2 protein-coding genes and 1 pseudogene are annotated in these 6,418 nt (G+C 60.4%); all 3 read left to right on the top strand.

Annotation, left to right across the window (positions count from 1 at the left end):
- Window positions 1-160, top strand: a pseudogene (locus VJR68_RS14915) (IS110 family transposase); the annotation flags it as partial.
- A gap of 194 nt (window positions 161-354) precedes the next feature.
- Complete coding sequence (locus VJR68_RS14910; protein WP_324148924.1) at window positions 355-3,693, top strand: GH92 family glycosyl hydrolase; 3,339 nt, start codon at window positions 355-357, stop codon at window positions 3,691-3,693.
- A gap of 247 nt (window positions 3,694-3,940) precedes the next feature.
- Window positions 3,941-6,025 carry a M13 family metallopeptidase gene (locus tag VJR68_RS14905; RefSeq protein ID WP_324148922.1) on the top strand — a complete coding sequence of 695 codons (2,085 nt, stop codon included), beginning with the start codon at window positions 3,941-3,943 and terminating at the stop codon, window positions 6,023-6,025.
- The last annotated feature ends 393 nt before the right edge of the window (window positions 6,026-6,418 follow it).

The following is a 6,418-nucleotide window of genomic DNA, read 5'->3' as shown; positions in this document are numbered from 1 at the left end:
TCATCGCACCACGTGGGGCATACGCTTCCGCGAGCGCCTGGAGGCCAGCAAAAAGATACCGATGGTCATCATCGGCGCCATGATGCGCAAACTGGCTCAGGTCGCTTTGGGTGTCATCAAATCAGGCCGGCCCTTCGATCCAGCCCTTCATAACGCTTGACTCGGATAACAGTATCTACGGACGTCGTCATTCCGACGCACCCGAGACGGATGCACGCTGTCGATCGCGAGCAGGCACTCAAGCATGCTGCGCTGCGGTTTGACACTCTTCGTTTAGATCGATCAAATCCAGCTCTTGGCGCGATCCTCCCACCCGCAGGCGCTCTCCACAGGGGTAACCAGATGCCAGGTTTCATGACTCGCCTGTCCCGGCAGAAACTGCTTTTCCTTGCACTCGCTTGTTGCACCACCATCGCCAGCGCAGACGGCAGCGGCACGTTCTACACCTCGTTCGAAACCGGTGAGCCCTCGCCGATCGCCGCTTCCGCCAACACGGGGTTGATCGTCGATATCGGCGGCGGCCCGTCAGAGGACGATGCCTACAGCGCCAAGCCCGGCGTTGGGTTTACTGGCCTTCATTCGCTGCATTACCAGGGACGCGCCGGTGGCAAACAGGAAACCAAGCTGTTTGACGTGGATATTCCCGTCCACGCGAATACCCAGCTTTCGTATCTGGTATTCCCATGCATTGCCACGGGCGATCTCGCCGATCCATCGACTTATGTCGCGGTCGACCTCGTGTTCGATGACGGCACGCGTCTTTCCACCAGCCAGGCACGCGATCAACACCGCGTTCCCGCCAATGCCAATGCGCTCGGTAAAAGCCGCACCCTGTACGTCAATCAATGGAACACGTTGACGATCGACCTGGGTAAAGCGGCAGCTGGCCGCCATGTTCGCCAAATCGTGCTGGCGCATGATGGTCCCGCTGGAAACGTCGAAGGCTTTCTTGACGATCTGCGCATCGCTGCCGCGCCGGAGTACGCGGCAAACGAGCGGCCCAGCGATTATGTGAACATCCTGCGTGGAACTAACTCCGGCTACGTCTTCTCGCGCGGCAACAATATTCCGGCCGTGACGCTGCCGCATGGCTTCAGTTTCTGGGCGCCGGTGACCGACGCGGGATCGGACTGGATGTACCAGTACCAGCAGCGTAATGATGCGAACAATCGCCCACGCATCGAAGCCTTCTCGCTTTCGCACGAGCCCAGCCCGTGGATGGGCGACCGGCAGACCTTCCAGATCATGCCTGCGGCGGTTGCCGATGGCGCACCCAGCGCAAATCGCGAAAAGCGTGCGTTGAGCTTCAGCCATGATCACGAAATCGCCCATGCGCATGACTACAAGGTGGCGTTCGACAACGGCATCGTTGGCGAAATGACACCGACCGATCACGCCGCGATGCTTCGTTTCATCTTTCCCGGCAAGCGCGGACAATTGGTGTTCGACAACCGCACGAATGAAGGCGGCATCACGCTCGATCCCGCCCATCGCAGTTTCAGCGGCTACTCCGACGTCAAGAGCGTGCTCTCTACCGGCGCCAGTCGCCTGTTCTTCTATGCCATCGTCGATCAGCCGGTAGCCGAAAGCGGACGGCTCACCGGCGAAGATCGCGATCACGTCACCGCGTGGTTCGGCTTCGACACCTCGACAACCAAAACGGTCAACGTGCGCATCGCCACGTCGTTGATCAGCGTGGAGCAGGCCAAGCACAACCTGGCCCTGGAAATCGCACCGCAGGAAAGTTTCGACGACGTGCGCGAACGTGCGCAGAAGATATGGGACAAGCAACTCGGCATCGTGCACGTGCAAGGTGCCAATCATGGCGAGCTGGTGACGCTGTATTCCAATCTCTACCGCCTGTTCATGTATCCCAATTCGGCCTACGAGAACACCGGCACCGCCGACAAACCGGTGTATCGCTATGCTAGCCCGTTCTCCTCGCCCGTCGGCGAGAACACGCCCACGCAGACCGGTGCGCACGTCGTCGATGGCAAGGTGTTCGTCAATAACGGCTTCTGGGATACCTACCGCACGGTGTGGCCGGCCTATGCGCTGCTGATCCCCAAGCTGGACGGCGAGATCATTGATGGTTTCGTGCAGGAATACCGCGACGGCGGCTGGATTGCGCGCTGGTCTTCGCCGGGTTATGCCGATCTGATGGTGGGTACCAGCGCCGACGTGGCGTTCGCCGATGCATGGCTGAAAGGCGTACACAACTTCGACGTGCAGTCGTTCTATCAAGCGGCGTTGAAGGATGCGACGGTGGTCAGCCCGCTCAAGGGCACCGGGCGCAAAGGGCTGCAGCGATCGATCTTCAACGGCTACACCGACTACGCGATCAAGGAAGGCTTCTCCTGGTCGATGGACGGCTATATCGCCGATTTCGCCATCGGCAATCTGGCGAACGCACTCGCCGCGCGCGGTGATGCGCACGATCCCTATCAAGTGCAATATGCCGAAGACGCCAGCTACTTCCGCGGTCGCGCGCTGGATTACGCCAACCTGTTCAATCCGGACATTGGCTTCTTCGTAGCGCGTGACGCACAAGGCGACTGGCGCTATACGAAACAGAACTTCGATCCGCTGCGCTGGGGCGACGACTACACGGAGACGGATGCCTGGAACATGGCGTTCCACGCGCCGCAGGATGGCGCCGGGCTCGCCGCGCTGTATGGCGGCCGCGTTGCACTCGCCAACAAGCTGGACCAGTTCTTCAGCACACCCGGTGTTTATCACGTCGGCGGCTATGGCGAACCGATCCACGAGATGCGCGAGGCGCAATCGGTGCGCATGGGTCAGTACGGCCACAGCAATCAGCCTTCCCATCACATCATCTATATGTACGACTACACGGGCCAACCGTGGAAAGCGCAGGACAAGGTGCGCGACGTGCTCTCGCGCCTGTACCTGGGCAGCGAGATCGGCCAAGGCTACGTTGGCGATGAAGACAACGGCGAGATGTCCGGCTGGTGGCTGTTCAGTGCCGCCGGCTTTTATCCCTTGCGCATGGGCACGCCGGAATACGTGATCGGCGCGCCGTATTTTCCGCACATGGATATCGCGCTGGAGAGCGGCAAGCACATCGTCATCAACGCGCCCAACGTCAGCGATACGAACCGCTATGTGCAAAGCCTGCGCGTGAATGGCCAGCCTTGGAACAAGCTGACCTTGCCGCATGCCTTGCTCGCGCAAGGCGCCACGCTGGATTTCGTGATGGGGCCGAAGCCATCCATGTGGGGCAGCGATCAACAGGATTTGCCGCCTTCGTTGACGGCCAGCGGCAAGCCCTCACCGATGCACGATCTCGTTGGTCCGGGACACGGTGAAGCTGGCAGCGAACCGGCGATCGCCGATCTGGGCCATTTGTTCGATCACACCAGCGACACCGAAACACAGCTGTCGGCGCCGCATCCCATCGTGAGCTGGCATTTCCCGCAAGCGCAAACGGTAGCGATGTACACGCTCACCTCGGCGAAGCAGGCACCGGCACCTTCCAGTTGGACGCTCGAAGCGTCCGACGATGGGCAACATTGGACGGTGCTGGATACGCGGAAGGGCGAACGCTTCCCGTGGCCGCTGCAGACTCGCGCGTTCGTCATTCATCAGCCTGGGCAACATGCGTATTACCGCCTGCGCTTTGATAACGATGCGCCCAAGGCGCTGGCCGAGATTGCATTGCTCGGACAGTAACCTGCCTTTTGCGCGAAACGTAGGTTGCGGTAAGGCGTAGCCGCACCCAACGTGGCCTGCAAATCCCAGGACGAGACCACGTAGGCTGCGATGAAATCCCAGCACGCCCTCCCGATGAAAGCCGGGATTCCATCCCAGCCTGCGTGCTACGCATCCAACCCATCGACCTAGCCCGAAAGTCATGCTCACAAGCCACCCGGCAGGCGGCTAAGGTGGGGAACTCGTTCCTCACAATAAGGTGATCGCCATGCAGCGATTCAGATGGATTCTCACTGCCGCGGTACTGACCAGCACCACGGCCCTGGCCGCCGCGCCTGCCACGACCGGCAACCCGCCGACAGCCAAAACCGGCCGAACGGATATCGGCATCGATCTCAAGGGTATCGATCACGCGGTCAAACCCGGCGACAACTTCTTCGATTACGCCAACGGCGTCTGGGTGAAAAACACGCAGATTCCGCCCGATCGCTCCAGTACCGGCACCTTCCTGCAGGTTTATCAACTTGCCGAGAAACAAACTTCGCAGCTGATTCGCAACCTGGCACAAGGCCACGCCCCGGCCGGCTCCAACGAGCGCAAGATTGCCGACTACTACGCGGCCTATATGAATGAGGCCAACATCGAAAAGCTCGGCCTCTCCCCGCTCAAGCCTGAGCTCGATCGCATCGACGCAATCAAGACGCGCGACGACTTGGCCAGCGTGCTCGGTAGCCAGATGCGCGCCGACGTCGACCCGATCAACGCCACCAACTTCCACACCGAGAACCTGTTCGGCCTGTTCGTAACGCAAGGGCTGGAAGACTCCTCGCGCAACATGGCCTACCTGCTGCAGGGTGGCATCGCCATGCCCAGCCGCGATTACTACTTGTCGCAAGACAAGGACATGGTCGAGGCGCGCACCAAGTACGAGGCATACGTTACCTCGCTCTTGAAGCTCGCCGGCACGCCGGACGCGCAGAGCCAGGCCAAGGCCATCGTTGCGCTGGAAACCAAGATCGCGCAAGCACAGGAAAGCCTGGTCGACAGCCAGGACGTACACAAGGCCAACAACGTCTGGAACACCGCCGACTTTGCGCAAAAGGCACCCGGCCTGAATTGGAACGCCTACTTCAAGGCCGCGGGCCTGGACGGTCAAAAACAGATCGACGTATGGCAACCCTCTGCCATCACCGGCATCGCCAAACTGGTCGGCAGCGAAGACATCGAAACCTGGAAGCAGCTGCTGCGCTACCACGCGCTGGACGATGCTGCACCGCTGCTGCCGAAGGCCTACGCTGACCTTCATTTCGATTTCTACGGCACGACTCTGCAAGGCACGCCCAAGCAACAGGATCGCTGGAAGCGCGCGGTCAACAACACCAATACGGACCTCGGTGATGCGGTCGGCCAGCTCTACGTGAAGCACTACTTCCCGCCGTCGTCCAAGGCGAAAGTGGAAGAGCTGGTGAAGAACATCGTCGCCGCCTTCGACGAACGCCTGAACACGCTCGCCTGGATGACGCCCGCCACGCGGGCGAAGGCCAAGGAAAAAATCGCCACCCTGCGCGTCAGCGTGGGCTACCCGAGCACCTGGCGCGACTACAGCACGCTCGAGATCAGTGCCACTGATCCGGTCGGCAACCACGAGCGCGCCGAAGCGCTGGAGTACAAGCACCAACTGGCCAAGCTCAACCAATCGGTGGACAAGGGCGAGTGGTGGATGACGCCGCAGACGGTCAATGCGGTGAACCTGCCGCTGCAGAATGCGCTCAACTTCCCGGCCGCCATTCTGCAGCCGCCGTTCTTCGATCCGAACGCGGATGCTGCTGCCAATTACGGTTCCGTCGGCGCGGTGATCGGCCACGAGATCAGCCATAGCTTCGACAACACCGGCGCCGACTTCGACGCGCAGGGCAAGATGGAAAACTGGTGGACGCCTGAAGACGCCGCCCACTTCCAGACCGCCACGCAGAAGCTGGTCAAGCAATACGACCAATACGAAGCCCTGCCCGGCCTGCACGTCAATGGCCAACAGACGCTGGGCGAAAATATCGCCGACGTATCCGGTCTTACCGCCGCCTATGCGGCCTATCACAAGTCACTCGGCGGCAAACCCGCACCGGTCATCGATGGCCTCACCGGCGATCAGCGCTTCTTCCTGGCCTTTGGCCAGGCATGGCGCTCGAAAATCCGCGACGCGGCGCTGCGTCAACGTCTCGCCACCGACGTGCATGCGCCGGCGCAGTTCCGTGCCTTGACCGTGCGCAACATCGACGGCTGGTATGACGCGTTCGACGTTAAGCCCGGCGAGAAGCTCTACCTCGCACCCGATGACCGCGTGAAGATCTGGTAAGCACCAAATCCAAATAAAAAACGCGATGAGCCGCACTCCTTGGAGTGCGGCTTTTTATCGGGAAAAAAAGCTCAATGCATATCGCCTAGCTGGTCGTCAGGTCTTTAAGGCCAATGGCACCAACTTAGGCCGCGCTTCCTCAAATACGACGAAAAATCTTAAATCGCCGTCCCGGCGAAGGCCGGGGCGACGGATGCTTAAAGGCACTTCTATAAATCAACACATCCGTTTCCGAATGCCCCGGGGTGACCATGTCTACGTAGGCTGGGATGAAATCCCAGCACAGGTGGCATCACGAAGCTGGGATTTCATCCCAGCCTACGCTGCGGCCCGCGGCGCGAGGTAAATCGATATATCTCGGCTGAGTCAGGGAGCGATTTGTAGAAGCACCAG

The organism is Dyella sp. (genome assembly GCF_035277725.1).
Lineage (GTDB): Bacteria > Pseudomonadota > Gammaproteobacteria > Xanthomonadales > Rhodanobacteraceae > Dyella_B.
Note: the sequence above shows the minus strand (reverse complement) of the source record. Positions and strands in the feature narration are given on the sequence as shown.

Excerpts from the sequence above, each read along its gene's own strand:
- VJR68_RS14910 (WP_324148924.1), top strand. The coding sequence starts at position 355 with ATGACTCGCCTGTCCCGGCAGAAACTGCTTTTCCTTGCACTCGCTTGT.
- VJR68_RS14905 (WP_324148922.1), top strand. The coding sequence starts at position 3,941 with ATGCAGCGATTCAGATGGATTCTCACTGCCGCGGTACTGACCAGCACC.